General features: G+C 59.8%; 1 protein-coding gene. It reads right to left on the reverse strand.

What is annotated here, in order from left to right; genetic code table 11:
- The coding region (locus RT21_RS22950) for a helix-turn-helix domain-containing protein (protein ID WP_046164483.1) at window positions 1-299 on the reverse strand (299 nt) is incomplete at its 3' end.
- Window positions 300-331 lie beyond the last annotated feature (32 nt).

Raw genomic sequence — 331 nt, forward strand, 5'->3', positions numbered from 1 at the left:
TTGCCGGCAATCTGCTCGGGAGACAAACGCTCACGCAGCATATGAACCACCAGCTCAAAGCGCTCGCTACCCGGCAACAGCTTTCGCATCGGTCGACACACCTGGCGGCGGGCTTGCATCTGCTGTTGGGCTACACGGGCCGAGTAGCCACCACAGGCATCTCGATTGCGGCGCAGCTCCCGGCTGATGGTCGAAGGGGATCGGTTGATCAAGCAGGCAATCCCACGCAGGCTGAAACCTTGGGCATGACCGATTTGAATGGTGGCGCGCTCTTCAACGCTGAGTTCGGTATAAGACATGGGGGCAGCACCGTACCGGAAAGGTCAGGTGT

It is taken from the genome of Pseudomonas sp. 10B238, from assembly GCF_000970615.1.
In the GTDB taxonomy this organism is placed as follows: Bacteria; Pseudomonadota; Gammaproteobacteria; order Pseudomonadales; family Pseudomonadaceae; genus Stutzerimonas.